Origin of the sequence: Streptomyces sp. YIM 121038, from assembly GCF_006088715.1 — a bacterium.
GTDB lineage: Bacteria > Actinomycetota > Actinomycetes > Streptomycetales > Streptomycetaceae > Streptomyces.
In genome coordinates, this window is sequence record NZ_CP030771.1 from 6,603,313 (window position 1) to 6,619,535 (window position 16,223).

18 protein-coding genes are annotated in these 16,223 nt (G+C 73.3%); 12 read left to right on the plus strand and 6 right to left on the minus strand.

Features of this window, described 5'->3' with window-relative positions; all coding sequences use genetic code 11:
- Positions 1-40 precede the first annotated feature (40 nt).
- From C9F11_RS28505 to C9F11_RS28525, 5 genes are all read left to right on the plus strand, one after another.
- Positions 41-1,042, plus strand: a complete 1,002-nt coding sequence (locus C9F11_RS28505; protein ID WP_138961940.1) for an ABC transporter permease — start codon at positions 41-43, stop codon at positions 1,040-1,042.
- Positions 1,039-2,136 (plus strand): ABC transporter ATP-binding protein, encoded by a 1,098-nt coding sequence (locus C9F11_RS28510; RefSeq protein ID WP_138961941.1) that lies wholly within the window; start codon positions 1,039-1,041, stop codon positions 2,134-2,136. Before C9F11_RS28505 ends, C9F11_RS28510 begins: the two co-directional genes overlap by 4 nt.
- A gap of 56 nt (positions 2,137-2,192) precedes the next feature.
- Positions 2,193-3,524 carry a dipeptide ABC transporter ATP-binding protein gene (locus C9F11_RS28515; RefSeq protein ID WP_138967111.1) on the plus strand — a complete coding sequence of 444 codons (1,332 nt, stop codon included), beginning with the start codon at positions 2,193-2,195 and terminating at the stop codon, positions 3,522-3,524.
- Between the two features lie 230 nt (positions 3,525-3,754).
- Positions 3,755-4,417, plus strand: coding sequence for a trimeric intracellular cation channel family protein (locus C9F11_RS28520; RefSeq protein WP_138961942.1), 663 nt, complete (start codon positions 3,755-3,757; stop codon positions 4,415-4,417).
- Between the two features lie 54 nt (positions 4,418-4,471).
- Positions 4,472-5,332, plus strand: a complete 861-nt coding sequence (locus C9F11_RS28525) for a thioesterase family protein (RefSeq protein ID WP_138961943.1) — start codon at positions 4,472-4,474, stop codon at positions 5,330-5,332.
- Between the two features lie 45 nt (positions 5,333-5,377).
- On the opposite strand, the gene C9F11_RS28530 is transcribed toward C9F11_RS28525, so the two are convergent.
- The 3 genes from C9F11_RS28530 to C9F11_RS28540 all read right to left on the minus strand — a co-directional run bounded on the left by C9F11_RS28530 (position 5,378) and on the right by C9F11_RS28540 (position 8,010).
- Positions 5,378-6,424, minus strand: a complete 1,047-nt coding sequence (locus tag C9F11_RS28530) for a putative sulfate exporter family transporter (protein ID WP_138961944.1) — start codon at positions 6,422-6,424, stop codon at positions 5,378-5,380.
- The gene (locus C9F11_RS28535; protein ID WP_138961945.1) at positions 6,424-6,999 is read right to left on the minus strand and encodes a cysteine dioxygenase family protein; all 576 of its coding nucleotides are present in this window, start codon (positions 6,997-6,999) and stop codon (positions 6,424-6,426) included. Before C9F11_RS28535 ends, C9F11_RS28530 begins: the two co-directional genes overlap by 1 nt.
- 105 nt (positions 7,000-7,104) lie before the next feature.
- Entirely contained in the window at positions 7,105-8,010 is a 906-nt protein-coding gene (locus C9F11_RS28540) for a LysR family transcriptional regulator (protein ID WP_138961946.1), read from the minus strand.
- 191 nt (positions 8,011-8,201) lie between these two features.
- On the opposite strand from C9F11_RS28540, the gene C9F11_RS28545 reads away from it, so the two are divergent.
- On the plus strand, positions 8,202-9,170 hold the full coding sequence (locus C9F11_RS28545) for a WYL domain-containing protein (protein WP_138961947.1): 969 nt from the start codon (positions 8,202-8,204) through the stop codon (positions 9,168-9,170).
- Here C9F11_RS28545 and C9F11_RS28550 read toward each other — a convergent pair.
- Together C9F11_RS28550 and C9F11_RS28555 are read right to left on the minus strand one after the other, a co-directional pair.
- The gene (locus C9F11_RS28550; protein WP_138961948.1) at positions 9,164-10,030 is read right to left on the minus strand and encodes an alpha/beta fold hydrolase; all 867 of its coding nucleotides are present in this window, start codon (positions 10,028-10,030) and stop codon (positions 9,164-9,166) included. The genes C9F11_RS28545 and C9F11_RS28550 overlap by 7 nt on opposite strands.
- Before the next feature lie 87 nt (positions 10,031-10,117).
- A complete protein-coding gene (locus tag C9F11_RS28555) occupies positions 10,118-10,762 on the minus strand; it encodes a TetR family transcriptional regulator (protein WP_138961949.1) in 645 nt (214 codons plus the stop codon).
- Positions 10,763-10,872: 110 nt separating this feature from the next.
- Here C9F11_RS28555 and C9F11_RS47550 point away from each other — a divergent pair, with 110 nt between their 5' ends.
- From C9F11_RS47550 to C9F11_RS28565, 3 genes are all read left to right on the plus strand, one after another.
- A complete protein-coding gene (locus C9F11_RS47550; protein WP_171075866.1) occupies positions 10,873-11,025 on the plus strand; it encodes a hypothetical protein in 153 nt (50 codons plus the stop codon).
- A 210-nt stretch (positions 11,026-11,235) separates the two neighbouring features.
- Positions 11,236-11,454 carry a DUF4190 domain-containing protein gene (locus C9F11_RS49975; RefSeq protein ID WP_138967113.1) on the plus strand — a complete coding sequence of 73 codons (219 nt, stop codon included), beginning with the start codon at positions 11,236-11,238 and terminating at the stop codon, positions 11,452-11,454.
- Between the two features lie 87 nt (positions 11,455-11,541).
- On the plus strand, positions 11,542-12,711 hold the full coding sequence (locus tag C9F11_RS28565) for a cysteine desulfurase family protein (protein WP_138961950.1): 1,170 nt from the start codon (positions 11,542-11,544) through the stop codon (positions 12,709-12,711).
- A 33-nt stretch (positions 12,712-12,744) separates the two neighbouring features.
- Here C9F11_RS28565 and C9F11_RS28570 read toward each other — a convergent pair whose 3' ends face one another.
- Positions 12,745-13,476, minus strand: a complete 732-nt coding sequence (locus tag C9F11_RS28570; protein WP_138961951.1) for an N-acetylmuramoyl-L-alanine amidase — start codon at positions 13,474-13,476, stop codon at positions 12,745-12,747.
- 61 nt (positions 13,477-13,537) lie between these two features.
- Here C9F11_RS28570 and mnmA point away from each other — a divergent pair, with 61 nt between their 5' ends.
- From mnmA to C9F11_RS28585, 3 genes are all read left to right on the plus strand, one after another.
- Positions 13,538-14,674 carry a tRNA 2-thiouridine(34) synthase MnmA gene (gene mnmA / locus C9F11_RS28575; protein WP_138961952.1) on the plus strand — a complete coding sequence of 379 codons (1,137 nt, stop codon included), beginning with the start codon at positions 13,538-13,540 and terminating at the stop codon, positions 14,672-14,674.
- A gap of 63 nt (positions 14,675-14,737) precedes the next feature.
- Positions 14,738-15,469: a hypothetical protein gene (locus tag C9F11_RS28580; protein WP_138961953.1), complete on the plus strand. Its 732-nt coding sequence runs from the start codon at positions 14,738-14,740 to the stop codon at positions 15,467-15,469.
- Complete coding sequence (locus tag C9F11_RS28585) at positions 15,463-16,197, plus strand: hypothetical protein (protein WP_138961954.1); 735 nt, start codon at positions 15,463-15,465, stop codon at positions 16,195-16,197. The genes C9F11_RS28580 and C9F11_RS28585 overlap by 7 nt, the downstream gene beginning before the upstream one ends.
- The last annotated feature ends 26 nt before the right edge of the window (positions 16,198-16,223 follow it).

Consider the following 16,223-nt stretch of genomic DNA (forward strand, 5'->3'; position numbering starts at 1 on the left):
CTCACGAGGGGGCCGCGGAGCCACCGCCGGGCCGCGCACAGTGCTTGCTTACCTCATCCGGCGCCTGATCGCCGTCATCATCATGGTGCTGGTCGTACTGCTCGCGACCTTCACCGTCTTCTTCATGCTGCCCAAGTGGGCTGGACAGGACATCGCCGTCCTCTTCGCCGGCAAGCAGGCCGGAGCCGAGCAGCTCGCCGGCATCCGGACCAAGCTGGGTCTCGACGACCCGCTGATCGTCCAGTTCTGGGACTTCATCAAGGGCATCCCGATGGGCCGGGACTACGCCAACGGCAGTGACGTCACGCACTGCCCGGCGCCCTGCTTCGGCTACTCCTTCCGCACCGAGGCGCCCGTCTGGGAGACCCTCAAGGACGCCCTGCCCGTGACCGGCGCGCTCGCCGCCGGTGCCTGTGTGCTGTGGCTCGCCGCCGGTGTCGCCACCGGTGTGGTCTCCGCGCTCAAGCGGGGCACCATCTGGGACCGCGCCGCGATGACCACCGCCCTCGGCGGCGTCTCGCTGCCCGTCTTCTTCACCGGCATGGTCGCGATGGGCATCTTCGTCCACAACCTGGGCTGGGTGAAGATCGCCGACAGCCTCTCGACGGACGACAGCATCGACGTCTGGTTCCAGACACTGATCCTGCCGTGGATCGTGCTCGCCTTCCTCAACGCCGCGATGTACGCGCGTCTCACCCGCGCCACCATGATGGAAGTCCTCGGCGAGGACTACATCCGCACCGCGCGCGCCAAGGGCCTCGGCGAGTCCGTCGTCATCCGCAGACACGCCCTGCGCTCCGCGATGACGCCGATCCTCACCGTCTTCGGACTCGACCTCGGCGTCCTCATGGGCGGCGCCGTGCTCACCGAGTCCACCTTCAACCTTCCGGGCCTCGGCCTCGAAGCGGTCAGGGCCATCAGCAGCAAGGACCTGCCCGTGATCCTCGGCGTCACCCTGTGCGCGGCCCTCGCCATCGCCGTCGCCAACCTCGTCGTGGACCTTCTGTACGCCGTCATTGACCCGCGAGTGAGGCTGGGATGACCGAACTGAGCAAGAGCGGTGCCGCGGTGGGCGAGCCCACCACCGGTTCCGCGGCCCCCACCGCCTTCCTCGAGGTCCGCGACCTCAAGGTGCACTTCCCCACCGACGACGGCCTGGTGAAGTCCGTCGACGGCCTGACCTTCTCCCTGGAGAAGGGCCGCACCCTCGGCATCGTCGGCGAGTCCGGCTCCGGCAAGTCCGTGACCTCGCTCGGCATCCTCGGTCTGCACACGGCCGGGCAGTACGGCCGCCGCAAGCCGCAGCTGTCCGGCGAGATCTGGCTGAACGGCACCGAGCTGCTCAGCGCGCCGCCGGACCAGGTGCGCAAGCTGCGCGGCCGCGAGATGGCGATGATCTTCCAGGACCCGCTGTCCGCGCTGCACCCGTACTACTCCATCGGCAAGCAGATCACCGAGGCGTACCGGGTCCACCACGACGTCGACAAGAAGGCCGCCCGCAAGCGCGCCATCGAGATGCTCGACCGCGTCGGCATCCCGCAGCCGGACAAGCGGGTGGACTCCTACCCGCACGAGTTCTCCGGCGGCATGCGCCAGCGCGCGATGATCGCGATGGCCCTGGTCAACAACCCGGAGCTGCTGATCGCCGACGAGCCCACGACGGCGCTCGACGTGACGGTCCAGGCCCAGATCCTGGACCTGATCAGGGACCTGCAGAAGGAGTTCGGCTCCGCGGTCATCATGATTACCCACGACCTGGGCGTCGTGGCGGAGATGGCCGACGAACTCCTCGTGATGTACGGCGGCCGCTGCGTCGAGCGCGGCTCGGCCCAGGAGGTCTTCTACGAGCCCCAGCACCCCTACACCTGGGGCCTGCTCGGCTCGATGCCGCGCATCGACCGCGAGGAGACCGAGCGCCTCATCCCGGTCAAGGGCTCCCCGCCCAGCCTCATCAACCTGCCGAGCGGCTGCGCCTTCAACCCGCGGTGCCCCTACGCCGACGTGCCCAAGGACAACATCACGCGGACGGAGCGCCCCGAACTGACCGAGGTCGGCTCCGGCCACTTCTCGGCCTGCCACATGTCGCGCGAGGAGCGCACCCGGATCTGGACCGAAGAGATTGCGCCGAAGCTGTGACCGAGAAACGTGACGCGGCGCGGGACGAAGCCGCAGTGACGGAGAAAGCCGAACAGATGACGATCCCGGAGCAGACGAAGAAGTCGTCGACGGCGAAGTCCGCGGAGGCGCTGCTCAAGGTCGAGGGCCTGGTCAAGCACTTCCCCATCAAGAAGGGGCTGCTCCAGCGCCAGGTCGCGGCCGTGCAGGCCGTGGACGGCCTCACCTTCGACGTGCGGTCCGGCGAGACCCTCGGCGTCGTCGGCGAGTCCGGCTGCGGCAAGTCGACCATGGGCCGGCTCATCACCCGGCTGCTCGAACCGACCAGCGGGCGGGTGGAGTTCGAGGGCGTGGACATCACGCACCTGGGCACCGCGCGGATGCGCCCGCTGCGCCGCGACGTCCAGATGATCTTCCAGGACCCGTACTCCTCGCTGAACCCGCGCCACACCATCGGCACGATCGTGGGCGCGCCGTTCAAGCTCCAGGGCGTCAAGCCCGAGGGCGGCATCAAGAAGACCGTCCAGGAGATGCTGGAGCGCGTCGGCCTGAACCCGGAGCACTACAACCGCTATCCGCACGAGTTCTCCGGCGGCCAGCGCCAGCGCATCGGCATCGCGCGGGCGCTCGCGCTCAAGCCGAAGCTGGTGGTGGCGGACGAGCCCGTCTCCGCGCTCGACGTCTCCATCCAGGCGCAGGTCGTCAACCTCCTCGACGACCTCCAGGACGAGCTCGGGCTCACCTATGTGATCATCGCGCACGACCTGTCGGTCATCCGGCACGTGTCCGACCGGATCGCGGTGATGTACCTGGGCAAGATGGTCGAGCTCGCGGACCGCAAGGACCTGTACACCAAGCCGATGCACCCGTACACCAAGGCGCTGCTCTCCGCGGTGCCGGTGCCGGACCCCAAGCGGCGCGGTACCAAGAGCGAGCGCATCCTGCTCCGCGGCGACGTGCCCTCGCCGATCGACCCGCCCACCGGCTGCCGCTTCCACACGCGCTGCTGGAAGGCGACGGAGATCTGCGCGGTCAAGGAGCCGCCGCTGCTCTCCCTGGAGCCCGGACACCAGGTGGCCTGCCACCACCCGGAGAACGCGGACGACCAGGCGCCCGAGGACACGAAGCTCCTGTCGGTGGCGCGCGAGGCCATCGACGTGGTGACGGTCACGACGGCGGCGGACGAGGCGGAGGCCGAGGCCGAGCCCAAGGCCGAGCCCAAGGCCGAGCCCAAGGCCGAGCCCAAGGCCGAGCCCAAGGCCGAGCCCAAGGCCGAGCCCAAGGCCGAGCCCAAGGCCGAGCCCAAGGCCGAGCCCAAGGCCAAGGCTGAAGCCGCGGCCGCGCCTTCGCAGGAAGCCGAGGCCGCGACGGAGGCCCCCACGCCCGAGAAGGCAGCGGACCCGGAGTGATCCCGCGCTGAGTTCCCCCCGCCCGCCCCCACACGGGGCGGGCGGGCGTCGCCTTGGAGGAGAGCGACGGCGACAGTCTGAGCCCGTCCGGCGATAGTCTGAGCCCGTCCGGCGATTGAGGACGAGCGCGCCGGCGCGATGGTCCTGCTGAGGGGGGGGCGGGCCCGGCGGGAGAGGGGCCCCGGGCGCGGCCCGGTGAGTGGAGCTCACCCGGCGGGTGAGAATGGCTCGTGCTTCACGATTTGTTCAGCCCCTCCGTCCAGCACGCCCTGGACATCGCCGGGATCTTCGTCTTCGCGATCTCCGGCGCGCTCCTCGCCGTCCGCAAGAACTTCGACGTCTTCGGCATCGCCGTCCTCGCCGAGGTCACCGCGCTCGGCGGCGGGCTCTTCCGGGACCTGGTGATCGGCGCGGTGCCGCCCGCCGCCTTCACGGACCTCGGCTACTTCCTCACCCCGCTGCTCGCCGCGCTGCTCGTGTTCTTCCTGCACCCGGAGGTCGAACGCACCCAGCTCGCCGTGAACGTCTTCGACGCGGCGGGCCTCGGCCTGTTCTGCGTCACCGGAACGGCCAAGGCGTACGACTACGGCCTCGGCCTCACCGCGTCCGCGGCCCTCGGCCTCGCCACCGCGGTGGGCGGCGGCGTCCTGCGCGACATCATCGCCAACGAGGTGCCGTCCCTGGTGCGCTGGGACCGCGACCTGTACGCGGTGCCGGCGATCGTGGGCGCGGCGATCGTCGCCCTGTGCCTGCGCTACGACGCCCTGAACGGCTTCACGACCGGGCTCGCGATCGTCACGGCGTTCGTGCTTCGGCTGCTCGCGATGCGCTACCACTGGCGGGCGCCCCGGGCCTGGAACCGGCGGTCCTCGGCGGCGGAGGACGGCGCCTGAGCCCCGCTTCCCAAAAAGCTACCGCTTAGTAGTTTCGTGTTGTACGTTGTCGGCATGGCGGAAACAGCTGCGGCGCCCGCGCCGCGCGCGACGATCGGCAACAGCGAGTTCGACCGCGACACCGAGGTCTTCGCGCGCGAACCCGGCGTCTACGACACCGAGCTCTCGGCGGGCTGGACCATCATCAGCGCCGTCAACGGCGGCTACCTCCTCGCCCTCGTCGGCCGCGCGCTCGCGCACGCGCTGCCCCACTCCGACCCGTTCACGGTCTCGGCGCACTATCTGACGGCGTCCGAGCCGGGGCCCGCCGTCGTCCGTACGCAGGTCGTGCGCGCCGGGCGCGGCCTGTCCACCGGGCAGGCCTCCCTCTACCAGGAGGAGGGCGGGCGCGAGGTCGAGCGGCTGCGCGTCGTCGCCTCGTACGGCGACCTCGACGCGCTCCCCGACGACGTGCGCACCTCGGCGCTGCCGCCGGACCTGCCGCCCGTCGAGCAGTGCTTCGGGCCCGACGACGCGCCGGACCGCGGGGCGGTGCCCGGCAGCTCCGCGATCGCGGACCGGCTCTGGCTGAAGCTCGACCCGGCGACGCTCGGGTGGGCGCTCGGGGCGCCCTCCGGCAAGGGCGAGATGCGCGGCTGGTTCGGCCTCGCGGACGGGCGCGACCCGGATCCGCTGTCGCTGCTCCTCGCGGTGGACGCGCTGCCGCCGACGGCGTTCGAGCTGGGGCTCTCCGGCTGGGTGCCGACCATCGAGCTGACCGCGCACATCCGGGCCAGGCCCGCGCCGGGGCCGCTGCGGGTCTCCATCACCACGCGCAACCTGGCCGGGGGCTTCCTGGAGGAGGACGCCGAGGTCTGGGACACGGCCGACCGCCTGGTGGCCCAGTCCCGCCAACTGGCCAGGGCCCGCCTCTGAGGGGCCCCTGCCCCCCCCCCCCGGGGCCCGGCCCCGGTCAAGGGCTCACGCCGTCAGGCAGACCCCCGCGTAGGAGACCCCCGCCACCACCACCCAGGCGCACAGCCCCACCAGGGCCACCCGGCCCCCCGTACGGGCCAGCGACCGCAGGTCCACCGCGCTGCCGAGCCCGAAGAGCGCCGCCCCGAGGAGGAGCTCCTGGGCGAGCCCGGCCGCGTCGAGGGCGGACCCCGACAGCAGGTCCGTACTGCGCAGGCCCACCATCAGCAGGAACCCGGCGACGAAGAGCGGCACCACGGCGGGCCGCCGCTCACCGGGCGCGGCCGCGCCCCGGGCCCGTACGGAGACGGCGACCGCCGCGACGAGCGGCGCGAGCACGGCCACCCGCATCAGCTTGACGAGCACGCCCTCGCCGAGCGCGTCACCCCCGGCGGTCTGCGCGGTCGCCACCACCTGCCCCACGTCGTGCACACTGGCCCCCACCCACCGCCCGAACTCCGCGTCGGTGAGCCCCAACGGGCCCTGGAGCAGCGGGAGCACGGCGATCGCGAGCGTGCCGCACAGCGTGACGACGGCCACGGACACGGCGGTGTCCCGCTCCTCGCTCTTGGACACGTCGCCGACCGCGCCGATCGCCGAGGCGCCGCAGATCGAGTAGCCGGTGGCGATGAGCAGGGGCTGGTCGCCGGGGAGCCCGAGCCGCCGGCCGAGCCACCAGGTGCCGAAGAACGTGGCCGCCACCGTCACGAGCACCATCGCGACGGTCTGCCAGCCCACGCCGAGCACGTCGTCGAGGCTGAGCTTCAGGCCGAGGAGCACCACGCCCACCCGCATCAGGCGCTTCGCCGCGAAGGTGAGCCCGGCCTTGGCGGGCCCGCGCACCCACGTCCGCGTACCGGGTACGTGCGCGGCGACCAGACCGAGCACGATGGCGACGGTCAGCATCGGCAGACCGGGCAGCAGCCGGTGCGTCAGCCAGGCGAGCGCCACCGCGGCCGCGGCGAGGGCGAGCCCCGGCCAGGGGCCGGGTCCGGCGGCGGGCCCGGCTGCGGGGGGCGCGGTCTTCGCCGGGCGCTGTCCGAGCAGCGCCATCAGCGGTCGGCCGGCAGGTCGTACACGCGCCGCACGCTCGTGCCGAGCCGGGAGATGTCCGCGCCGTAGACGTGCAGGGATATCGCGCGCCCCGTGCCGGCGTTCCACACCCGGTGGATGTCGCCGGGGGGCGCGAAGCCGCACACCGCGCCGGTGGGGTTGACGACGTCCTCGGTGGCGATGAGCCGCGCGGAGGCGCCGGGCCCGGCCGCGGGCACGAGCCGGTAGCGCCGCTCGTGCTCCTCGCCCTCGTGCACCCCGGTCACGCACCAGGAGACGTGGTCGTGCACGGAGGTGCGCTGGCCGGGCATCCAGACGAGCGCGACGACGGAGAAGCTGCCGTCGGCCTCGGCGTGCAGGAGGTGCTGCCGGTAGCGGTCGGGGTCGCCCTCGCACTGCTCGTCGGTGAGCAGGCCGACCGCGCCGAGGTGCGGCGCCAGCCGCTCGCCGACGAGGTAGGCGGTCAGGTCCGGCGGCAGACCGCGGCCGACGGCCTCGCGGATGTCGGCGACGAGCGCGTCGGTCCGCTCGGTCGTGCGGGCGGGCGGAGCGTGGTGCGCGGTGGGGGTGGTCATACTCGCAGCGTCGACCCGCACCATCCATCACGTCCAACGACAGTTTCTTCGCATTGGGTTAAAAACTGCTTATGGATGGCGGGGCCGGTGGCCGGGATTCCGGGGTCAGCAGCCCACCCGGTTCGCCGCGACCGCCTTCAGCTCGTCCAGGACGAGCGCCGTCGCGGGGATCCTCAGGTGCTCGCGCAGGACGTACGCGGACACCTGCCGCCGCGACGCCGGGTCCAGGGGGCGGCCCGTGACGGAGCGGTGGCACAGGAAGTTGAGGACGAGCCCCGGCATCATGGCGATGCCGAGCCCCTCGGAGACGAGGCTCTGGATGACCAGGTTGTCGTCGGTGGTGAAGGCGATGTCGGGCGCGAAGCCCTGCTCGGCGCACTCGTGCAGGAAGTTGGCCCGGCAGCGCAGGCACCCGGCGATCCAGCGCTCCTCGGACAGGTCGGCCAGGCGCACCGAGCGGCGCCTGGCCAGCGGGTGCCCGGTCGGCAGCAGGACCGTCAACTGGTCCTCCATCAGCGGTACTTCGACGACCTCGTCCGGCACGTCCTCGCGCAGGCCGGGGTAGGTGAAGGCCAGCGTGATGTCGGCGTCGCCGTGCACGAGGCGCTGGAGCGACTCCGGCGGCTCGTACTCCTGGAGCTCGACGCGGATGCCGCGGTGGCCGCGGGCGAGCCGGGCGAGGGCCTCCGGTATCAGCGTGGCGGTGGCGCTCGGGAACGCGCAGAGCCGGACGCGGCCGGTGCGCAGCCGCGTGATCGCGTTCATCTGCTGCTGGGCGGCGTCGATGTTGCCGAGGATGACTCCCGCGTGCCGGGACAGCGCCTCGCCCGCCTCGGTCAGGCGCATGCGGCGGCCGACGCGGGTGAACAGGACCGTGCCCACGGACCGTTCGAGCGCCTTCATCTGCTGGGTGATCGCGGGCTGCGTATAGCCGAGCGAGCGGGCCGCCGCCGAGTACGAGCCGGTGCGGACCACTTCGTGGAAGGACCTGATGTGCCGGGAGTCGAACACCCCCGAATCATAAGCAGGATTTGGGAAGACCTGAGGAGTGTTTCCCGTCGCTTTTGGATCCGGCGTCCGGTACCCGGGCGGGGCGTGCGGCGGGCCGGGGGCGCGTGGGGCGTGCGGCCGGGGCGCCAGGGGCGCCGTGGACGCGGGGCCGCGCGGGGGTTCCCGGCGGGGGCTGCGCGATCCTTGTGCCCGTGAAGTCCGACCGGCTCCTGTCGATCCTGCTGCTGCTCCAGACCCGGGGGCGGGTGTCCGCGCCCGAGCTCGCCGAGCGCCTGGAGGTGTCCGTCCGCACCATCTACCGCGACGTCGACGCGCTGTCCGCCGCCGGCGTCCCGGTGTACGCCGAGCGCGGGCGGCACGGCGGCATCGCCCTGCTGCCCGGCTTCCGCACGGACGTCACGGGGCTGACCGCCGACGAGTCCCGCGCGCTGTTCCTGCTCGCCGCGCGGGGCGCGCACGCGGCGCTCGGCCTGGACGCCGCACTCGGCTCGGCCCTGCGCAAGGTGATGGCGGCGCTGCCCGAACCGCACCGGCCCGCCGCCGAGCTGACGAGCCGCCGCATCCTGGTGGACGCCGAGCGCTGGACGCGCGGTCCGGGCGCGGGCCTGCCCGTGGACCACCTCGGGGTGCTCCAGGACGCCGTCCTCGCGGACCGGCGGCTGCGCGTGCGCTACCGGCACAGCGGCGCGAGCGAGCCGCGGACGTACACCCTCGATCCGTACGGCCTGGTGTCCAAGGCGGGCGTCTGGTACCTGGTGGCCGACCGCGCGGGCAGGCCGCGGCTGTTCCGCGCCGACCGGGTGCGCGCGGCGCGGCTGACGGACGAGCCGGTCAGGCGCCGGGCGGGCGTGGAACTCGCCCACGTCTGGGAGGAGCTGAAGCGGCGGGTGGAGCGGCGCGCGGGCGGCGTCGAGGTGACCGTGCGGGTGCGCCGCGAGCGCTACGAGCAGTTCCTGCGGCTCCAGGCCGGCGCGCTCACGCGGGTGGTGGAGGACGACGGCGCGGGGGAGTGGGTCACCGTCGTGCTCGCGCTGGAGGCGGTGGGCGCGGCCCGCATGCTGCTGCCCTTCGCCGCCTCCGTGGAGGTCGTGGCGCCCCCGGAGGTGCGCGAGGACTTGGCGCGGGCCGCCGCGGCCGTCACTGACCTGTACCGTCAGTGAGCTCCGGAGAGGCCCGCACCCAGGAAACGACCGAGCTCCCCGGTGAGTTCCGCGGGAGCGTCCTCCTGTACGAGATGTCCGGCGCCCTCGATGAGGCGCAGCTCGGCGCCGGGGACGAGCCCGGCGAGCTCGTGCCCGCGCGCCACCGGGATCCAGGTGTCCTCGGTGCCCCAGCAGATGAGCACGGGCGGCTCCACCTCGCCGTACCGGCCCTGGACCTCGTCGGTGAAGCGCTGGTCGTTCTGCTCGATCTGCCGGTAGAACGCGGGCCTGCCCGCCTCGGTGCACCAGGGCGCGACGAGCCGGTCGAGGACGGCCGGGTGCAGCCCGCGGTGGCTCGCGGAGCCGACGTACTCGCGCACCAGCGCCTCGTGCAGCGCGGGCGGCAGCTGCCCGAAGACCTCGGCGTGCGCGCCGAGCAGCCGGTACGTGGGCGAGCCCCAGGGCGCGAGCGCCACCGGGTCGACGAGGGCCAGCCGGGCGTAGCGGGCGCCGTGCAGGAGGTGGGCGCGCAGCGCCACGCAGCCGCCGAAGTCGTGGGCGGCGACGGCCGGGCGCCGCTCGCCGTCCAGGCCCCAGTGGGCGAGCAGTTCGGTGAGCACGCGGCCCTGCGCGGCGAGCGACACGTCCTGCCCGGGGCGCATCTCCGAGGCGCCGTACCCGGGCAGGTCCCACACGTACACGCGGTGGTCGCGCGCGAGGGCCCGGGCGACGCCCCGCCACACGTACGAGGAGAAGGGCGTGCCGTGGACGAGGACGACGGGGCTCGCGTCCTCGGGCCCGAGGACGGCCCAGCGGACGGCGCCGGACGAGGAGGCGAAGGTGCGGTCGAGGACCCAGTCGGCGAGCGTGTTCGTCATGGGTGTAGAGGCTAGTTGCCCCTTACTGGAGTGTCGAGGTGTGCGGGGGCGTACCGGAGCGTCGAGGGGTGCGGGGGCGCGCCCGGCTCAGGCCCTTTCCGGCGGCGCGTCGAGCCAGTGGCGGCGGCCGAGGCCCACCAGGCGCAGCTGGCTGCGGGCCGTGTCGGTGACCTCGCCCTCGTCGTCGGTCTCCAGGAGCGCGGAGGCCGTCATCACCATGTGGTCCACGTACGTCCGCGCGAGCATCAGGAGGTCGTCCGCGCTCCAGCCCGCGGCCTCCGGCTCCTCGGCGAACCGGTCCGCCACCTCCCGCGCGAACAGCGCGAGCTGGTCGCCGATGGCCTCCCGCACGGCCCGTACGCCGCCGTGCCGCTCCCGGGCGATGAAGCGCACGTGCGCCGGGTGCGCGCGCACGTAGGAGGCGATCAACTCGACGGCGCCCGCGATCCGTTCCTCGCCGTCACCGGTGGCCGCCAGCATCGCCGCGAGCGTCGTGTGCAGGCTGCCGAGGGCCTCCTCGACGAGTGCCACGCCCAGGTCGGCGGTGTCGCGGAAGTGCCGGTAGAAGGCGGTGGGCGCCACGCCCACGGCGCGGGTGACCTCGCGCAGGCCCAGGCTGGACAGGCTCTGCTCCTCCAGCAGGCGCAGGGCGGCGTCCAGGAGGGCCTGCCTGGTCTTCTGCTTCTGCGCCTGCCGGATGCCGACGGGGTGGTCGCCGGGGGTGTGACTCATGCCATGCAGTTAACAACTGTTCTCCGAGTTTTGAAAGCCGGGAGGCGAGTAGACTCAGAAGTCAGTGAACAGTTGTAACCACAAGCGTTCACCGAAGAGAGGCGTTCCTCATGCTGTTCCTCGTCGCCGCCCTCCTGCTGCTCGGCGTCGCCATGGGCACCGTGGCGCACGTCCCGCTGCCCGTCACGCTCGTCCTGGCCACGGTCATCGGGCTGTGGCTCGTGGTCTTCGCGGTGCGCGAGCGCCGTGCGCGCCCGCGCTGACGCGATGCGCGCCCCGTCTCCCCGTCTCCGCACGACACCCACCTCACCTTGAGGAGTCGCACCATGGAACTCACCGCGCTGAAGCCGTCCGCGAAGCCGTCCGCGAAGGCGTCCGCGAAGGCGTCCGCGAAGCCGGTGGTGGAGCCGTCCGTGGCGTCGCGCGCGCAGGCGTCCGGCGTGCGGGCCGTCGGCGGCCGGGACACCGACGGCATGGCCGTCGCCTCCTTCGTCCTCGGACTGCTCGGGCTGCTCGTGCTGAACGTCGTGCTCGGCCCCGTCGCGATCGCGCTCGCCTGCGTCGCGCTGTGGCGGGGCACCGCCCGGCGCGGCCGCGCCCTGCTCGGGCTCGGGCTCGGCGTCGCCGACCTCGTGGTTCTCGCCGCGCTCGTCTCCCTGGACGGCACGGTCTCCTGGAGCCTGGCGGGCTGACCCCCCCCGCGGGCACGGCGGATCCCGGCCGGGCAGGGGCCACCGGGGTCCGGGCGCCCGGGCGCGGCTCGTAGAATCGTGCCCACCATGGCCTACCTCGACCACGCCGCGACCACGCCCATGCTTCCGGAGGCGATCGCGGCGCTGACCGCGCAGCTCGCCGTCACCGGCAACGCCTCCTCGCTGCACGCGGCCGGCCGCCGGGCGCGGCGCACCGTCGAGGAGTCCCGCGAGACGCTCGCCGACGCGCTCGGCGCCCGCCCCAGCGAGGTGGTGTTCACCTCCGGCGGCACGGAGGCCGACAACCTCGCGGTGAAGGGCCTGTACTGGGCGCGCCGCGCCGCCGACCCGGCCCGCACCCGCGTCCTCGCCAGCCCCGTCGAGCACCACGCCGTCCTCGACGCCGTCGACTGGCTCGGGGAGCACGAGGGCGCCACCGTCGAGTACCTCCCCGTCGACGCGCACGGGCGCGTGCACCCCGAGGCGCTCCGCGAGGCCATCGCCCGCGACCCCGGCAGCGTCGCCCTCGCCACCGTCATGTGGGCCAACAATGAGATCGGCACCCTCCAGCCGGTGCGCGAACTGGCCGACGTCTGCGCCGAGTTCGACGTGCCGCTGCACGCCGACGCCGTGCAGGCCTTCGGTCAGGTGCCCGTCGACTTCGGCGCCTCCGGGCTCGCCGCGATGACCGTCTCCGGCCACAAGATCGGCGGCCCCTACGGCATCGGCGCCCTGCTGCTCGGGCGCGCCTACAGCCCCGTGCCCGTGCTGCACGGCGGCGGCCAGGAGCGGCACGTGCGCTCCGGCACGCTCGACGTGCCCGCCGTCGCCGCCTTCGCCGTGGCCGGGCGGCTCGCCGCCGAGCGCCGCGCGTGGTTCGCCCGCGAGGTCGGGGCGCTCCGCGACGGCCTGGTCGACGCCGTCCGCGCCGCCGTGCCCGACGCCGTCCTCGGCGGGGACCCGGACCCCGCGGGCCGGCTGCCCGCCAACGCCCACTTCACCTTCCCCGGCTGCGAGGGCGACTCGCTCCTGCTGCTCCTGGACGCGCAGGGCATCGAGTGCTCGACCGGCTCGGCCTGCACCGCTGGTGTCGCCCAGCCCAGCCACGTGCTGCTCGCCACCGGCACCGACCCCGACCTCGCGCGCGGGACGCTGCGCTTCTCGCTCGGCCACACGTCCACGAAGGCGGACGTGGACGCGGTGGCGGCGGCGATCGGCCCGGCGGTGGAGCGGGCGCGGTCGGCGGGCCTGAGCTAGGCCCTGAGCCAGGGCCCGAGCCAGGGGCCCGACCTAGGGCTTGGCCGAGGGCCGGTCCGTCCCTGGCCGTCTTCGCGGGGCTTCGCGGGCCGCGCGCACCAGGCGCAGATACCGGTCCCAGTCCCAGTGCGGGCCCGGGTCGGTGTGGTCCGTGCCCTCGACCTCCACGTGGCCGATGATGTGCTTCCGGTCCACGGGGATGTCGTACCGGCGGCAGATCCCGGCCGTCAGGCGCGCGGACGCGGCGTACATCGCGTCCGTGAACGAGGCCTTCCGCTCCACGAAGCCCTCGTGCTCGATGCCCACGCTGCGCTCGTTCATGTCCCTGTTGCCCGCGTGGTAGGCCACGTCGAGCTCGCGGATCATCTGGGCGACGTGGCCGTCCTTGCGGATCACGTAGTGCGCGGCGGCGCCGTGGCCGGGGTCCTTGAAGACCTTCAGCGCCGAGGCGTACCCGCCCTGCACCACGTGGATCACCACGCGGTCGATCGCGTAGTCCGAGGGGCGGTCGGCGCGCCGCCAGTTCGCGCCGGACGCCGCTGTCCACTGCGCGCCGGGCGCGTCCACCTCGCCCTCCCTGCGCTTCTTCACGACCCCCGGCAGGCGCCACCACAGGCGGCCGAGCTCGTCGCGCGCCAGGAAGGCCGCGCCGACGCCCACCGCGGCGCCGCCGATGAGCAGGGCGCGCCGGGACGACCCGCGCCCGGGCTCCGGCGACGGCTCCGCGCTCCCGTCCGCGTCCTTCTTCTCGCTCACGTCCCCCATGTGATCGTGAACGGATACGCACGGGCGAGAGGTTCCCGTCGCCCCGTACCCTGTTAGGGCTATGACTTCGCAGACCCCGCAGCGCACCAGCCGCCCGCTCCGTGTCCTCGCCGCCATGTCCGGCGGTGTGGACTCCGCCGTCGCCGCCGCCCGAGCCGCCGAAGCCGGGCACGACGTGACCGGAGTGCACCTGGCGCTCTCCGCGAACCCGCAGTCGTTCCGGACCGGCGCGCGCGGGTGCTGCACCATCGAGGACTCCCGCGACGCGCGCCGCGCCGCGGACGTCATCGGCATCCCGTTCTACGTGTGGGACCTCGCCGAGCGGTTCCGCGAGGACGTGGTCGAGGACTTCATCGCCGAGTACGAGGCGGGCCGCACGCCCAACCCGTGCCTGCGCTGCAACGAGAAGATCAAGTTCGCCGCGCTCCTGGACAAGGCGCTCGCCCTCGGCTTCGACGCGGTCTGCACCGGCCACTACGCGCAGGTGATCGTGCGCGAGGACGGCACCCGCGAGCTGCACCGCGCCTCCGACATGGCCAAGGACCAGTCGTACGTCCTCGGCGTCCTGGACGACCGGCAGCTCGCGCACGCCCTGTTCCCGCTCGGCGACACGGTCACCACGAAGGACGAGATCCGCGCGGAGGCCGAGCGCCGCGGCCTCGCCGTCGCCAAGAAGCCGGACTCCCACGACATCTGCTTCATCGCCGACGGCGACACCCAGGGCTTCCTCGCCGGCCGCCTCGGCAAGGCGGAGGGCGACATCGTCGACGAGTCCGGCGCCGTCCTCGGCACCCACGAGGGCGCGTACGGCTTCACCATCGGCCAGCGCAAGGGCCTGCGGATCGGCACCCCCGCCCCCGACGGCAAGCCGCGCTACGTCCTGGACATCTCGCCCGTGAACAACACGGTGACGGTCGGCCCCGCCGCCGCCCTCGACGTGACCGCCCTGACCGCCCTCAAGCCCCGCTGGTGCGGCACGGCCCCCTCCGGAGCGGGCGCGTACACCGCCCAGCTGCGCGCCCACGGCGACGAGACCCCGGTCACGGCGGAGCTGACCTCCGACGGCGAGCTGCGGGTCTCCTTCACCGAGCCGGTCCGCGGCGTCGCCCCCGGCCAGGCGATCGTCCTGTACGACGGCACGCGCGTGGTCGGCTCGGCCACGATCGCCACGACGGACCGGGCCGCGGCCGCCGTCTGACCCCCGGGGGCGCGTTTACCGCGCGTTGACCGACCGTGGATCACCCTGCGGTGACATGTCGGCATGATCTTCAGTAGAACCCCGGCGGGTGCCGCCGGGCGCGGAGCGTCCCTGTTCGCCGCGGCCCTCGCCGCCACCATCGCCTTCGGCCCGCTGGCGACCGGCGCCTCGGCCGCGCCGCGCCCGGACACCGCGTCGCCGTCCACGCCCATGCTGGCCCACCCGGGCCCCTCGAAGTCCGTCCAGCCGAAGAAGGGCAGCAAGGTCCCCACGCTGCCGTCGGCGCCCCTCAAGGGCCTGCCCACGCTCCAGGAGGCCAAGAAGAAGGGCCTCGTCTCGGGACCGGTCAAGTCCCGGGGCGGGGTGAAGGTGCGGTCCTTCCCCGATGCGAACTGTTCCGAACCGCCGCAGGGGTCGGGCTACCACGACTACCTCAAGGCCGGTGAGTGCCTCACCCCGGGCAAGTACATCGCCGCGTACATCCACACGCTGATGTGGTACGAGCTGTGGGTCCAGGACGACGGGAACGTCGTCCTCTACAAGAACGACACGTGGTACAAGCCCGTGTGGCAGACCAACACCCGCGGCTGGAACGTGTCGCTGTGGATGCAGCGGGACGGCAACGTCGTCGTCTACGACGCGCACGGCAACCCCCTGTGGTCCCTGGGGACGCACGGATGCGGCGACTGGGGAGCGTGGCTACGGGTCCAGGCGGACGCCAACCTCGTTCTCTACGACCGTAACTGGGGCCCCCTCTGGGCGCGCTTCGACGGCCCCTCCACCCGCCCGTGCTGACGAAAGCCGACGCCTCCATGAACCGCCGCACCTCCCTGATCACCACGGCGCTCGCCGCCGTCCTCGCCCTGGGCTGTCTGGCCCCCGCCGCGACGGCCCAGGCGCGCCCCGACGCCACCCGGGCGAGCGCCCCCACAGTGCCCCACCCGGTCCCCCCGAAGTCCGTCCGGCCGAAGAAGGGCGACAAGGTCCCCACGCTGCCGTCGGCGCCCCTCAAGGGCCTGCCCACGCTCCAGGAGGCCAAGAAGAAGGGGCTCCTCTCGGGGCCGGTGCGCCCCCGGGGCGCGGTGAAGCCGCTGGCCTTCCCCGACTCCGGCTGCTCCACGCCGCCGCAGGGCTGGGGTTACCACGACTACCTCAAGCCCGGTGAGTGCCTGACCCAGAACAAGTACATCGCCGTCCACGTCACGAAGAACGTCGGGCACTGGTACGAGCTGTGGGTCCAGGACGACGGCAACGTCGTCCTCTACAGCCACTCCCTCAGCGTGTACACCCCGCTCTGGGACACCGACACCCGTGGCTGGAACGTGTCCCTGTGGATGCAGCGGGACGGCAACGTCGTCGTCTACGACGGGCAGGGCAGGCCCCTGTGGTCCCTGGGGACGCACGGGTGCGGCAGCAGGGGGGCGTGGCTGCGCATCCAGGAAGACGCCAACATGGTCCTGTACGACCGCGACTGGCGGGCGCTCTGGGCGCGCTACGACGGCCCCTCGTCGCGCCCCTGCTGAGCCGCTGGGCGCCGCCTGAAGCCGCC

What these genes read in the sequence shown, in the direction of transcription:
- C9F11_RS28510 (WP_138961941.1), top strand. Translation starts at nt 1,039, where the DNA reads ATGACCGAACTGAGCAAGAGCGGTGCCGCGGTGGGCGAGCCCACCACC.
- C9F11_RS28515 (WP_138967111.1), top strand. Translation starts at nt 2,193, where the DNA reads ATGACGATCCCGGAGCAGACGAAGAAGTCGTCGACGGCGAAGTCCGCG.
- C9F11_RS28525 (WP_138961943.1), top strand. Translation starts at nt 4,472, where the DNA reads ATGGCGGAAACAGCTGCGGCGCCCGCGCCGCGCGCGACGATCGGCAAC.
- C9F11_RS28530 (WP_138961944.1), bottom strand. Translation starts at nt 6,424, where the DNA reads ATGGCGCTGCTCGGACAGCGCCCGGCGAAGACCGCGCCCCCCGCAGCC.
- C9F11_RS28535 (WP_138961945.1), bottom strand. Translation starts at nt 6,999, where the DNA reads ATGACCACCCCCACCGCGCACCACGCTCCGCCCGCCCGCACGACCGAG.
- C9F11_RS28550 (WP_138961948.1), bottom strand. Translation starts at nt 10,030, where the DNA reads ATGACGAACACGCTCGCCGACTGGGTCCTCGACCGCACCTTCGCCTCC.
- C9F11_RS28555 (WP_138961949.1), bottom strand. Translation starts at nt 10,762, where the DNA reads ATGAGTCACACCCCCGGCGACCACCCCGTCGGCATCCGGCAGGCGCAG.
- C9F11_RS47550 (WP_171075866.1), top strand. Translation starts at nt 10,873, where the DNA reads ATGCTGTTCCTCGTCGCCGCCCTCCTGCTGCTCGGCGTCGCCATGGGC.
- C9F11_RS49975 (WP_138967113.1), top strand. Translation starts at nt 11,236, where the DNA reads ATGGCCGTCGCCTCCTTCGTCCTCGGACTGCTCGGGCTGCTCGTGCTG.
- C9F11_RS28565 (WP_138961950.1), top strand. Translation starts at nt 11,542, where the DNA reads ATGGCCTACCTCGACCACGCCGCGACCACGCCCATGCTTCCGGAGGCG.
- C9F11_RS28570 (WP_138961951.1), bottom strand. Translation starts at nt 13,476, where the DNA reads ATGGGGGACGTGAGCGAGAAGAAGGACGCGGACGGGAGCGCGGAGCCG.
- mnmA (WP_138961952.1), top strand. Translation starts at nt 13,538, where the DNA reads ATGACTTCGCAGACCCCGCAGCGCACCAGCCGCCCGCTCCGTGTCCTC.
- C9F11_RS28580 (WP_138961953.1), top strand. Translation starts at nt 14,738, where the DNA reads ATGATCTTCAGTAGAACCCCGGCGGGTGCCGCCGGGCGCGGAGCGTCC.